Source organism: Streptomyces sp. NPDC058664 (assembly GCF_042716635.1).
Taxonomy (GTDB): Bacteria; Actinomycetota; Actinomycetes; order Streptomycetales; family Streptomycetaceae; genus Streptomyces.
Genome location: NZ_JBHXRW010000254.1, coordinates 1 through 1,060, shown reverse-complemented (window position 1 = coordinate 1,060; position 1,060 = coordinate 1). Strand labels below are relative to the sequence as shown.

The window sequence follows — 1,060 nt, the reverse complement described above, 5'->3', positions numbered from 1 at the left end:
GACGGTGCGCATGCGCCCGGCTGCCCTGGGCGACCTGCCGCTGATCTGCCGCCTGCGCGTGCAGCGCACGTCGTGGCTGACGGCCCGTGGGTCGGACCAGTGGACGGTGGCCGGACGCGGACGACCGATCGAGATCTTCGCGGGCGCGGTCGGGCGGGCGCTGGATCGCGGTGAGACGTGGATCGCGGAGTTGGACGGTGAGTCCGCGGGGACGATCACGGTCAACCATCGCGCGGATCCGGGGTTGTGGTCGGCGTGGGAGCTGGCCGAGTCGGTGATCGTCCATTTCATGATCGTGGATCTGCGGTTCGCGGGCAGGCAGGTCGGTGATCACCTGCTAGCACATGCGGCGCGACTGGCCGACCGCGAGCATCGGCCGTGGGTTCGCCTCGACGCGTGGACGACCAATGCCGGGCTCCACAACTATTACCGGCGTGCGGGATTCACGCTGGCTCGGGTCGCGGGCCCGGTGGCGTCGGGGCCGTCGAAGGCGCTGTTCGAACGGCAGACCGCAGCCTGGAGACCGATGCCGCGCCGGTTCTCCGCGGCATCGGTCCGGGACTGAACTCCGCGACTACAGCGGCGGAAGTTCGGCGATGTGCACCATCTCCTGGCCGCGCGCACGCGAGACCAGCACGCCGCGACCCGGCGGCAGTTTCGACGGTCGTACGTCACCGATCAGCTTGCCCTCATCGCGGGGCCCGCTCATGATGAGCGCGTCCACCGACATGTTCTTCATGCCGCCCACCACCGGGTCGTACAGTGCGCGCGAGGCGCCGCCGACCCGTCGGGTGACGATGAGATGGAAGCCGATATCGCGTGCCTGCGGCAGGAATTCGACCAGCGGCAGCAGCGGATTGCTGGCCGAGGCGACCATGTCGTAGTCGTCGACCACGACGTAGATCTCCGGGCCACTCCACCAGCTGCGTTCGCGCAACTGCTGCGGGGTGATGTCCGAGCCGGGGATGCGCTTGGCCAGGAAGCCCGCGACCTCCTTGAGCATCCCACCGCAGGTCTGGGCCGAGGTCGAGTATCCCGCGAGCTGAGCACCGTCGATGAC

At 69.1% G+C, this 1,060-nt stretch carries 1 protein-coding gene and 1 pseudogene; one reads left to right on the top strand and one right to left on the bottom strand.

Annotated elements, in window-relative coordinates:
• Nucleotides 1-565: GNAT family N-acetyltransferase (locus ACFWUY_RS41970; protein ID WP_384122438.1), on the top strand; the 565-nt coding region annotated here is incomplete at its 5' end.
• Nucleotides 566-574: 9 nt separating this feature from the next.
• Here the strand turns inward: ACFWUY_RS41970 and ACFWUY_RS41965 are convergent.
• Nucleotides 575-1,060 (bottom strand): annotated as a pseudogene (locus tag ACFWUY_RS41965) (type VII secretion protein EccC); the annotation flags it as partial.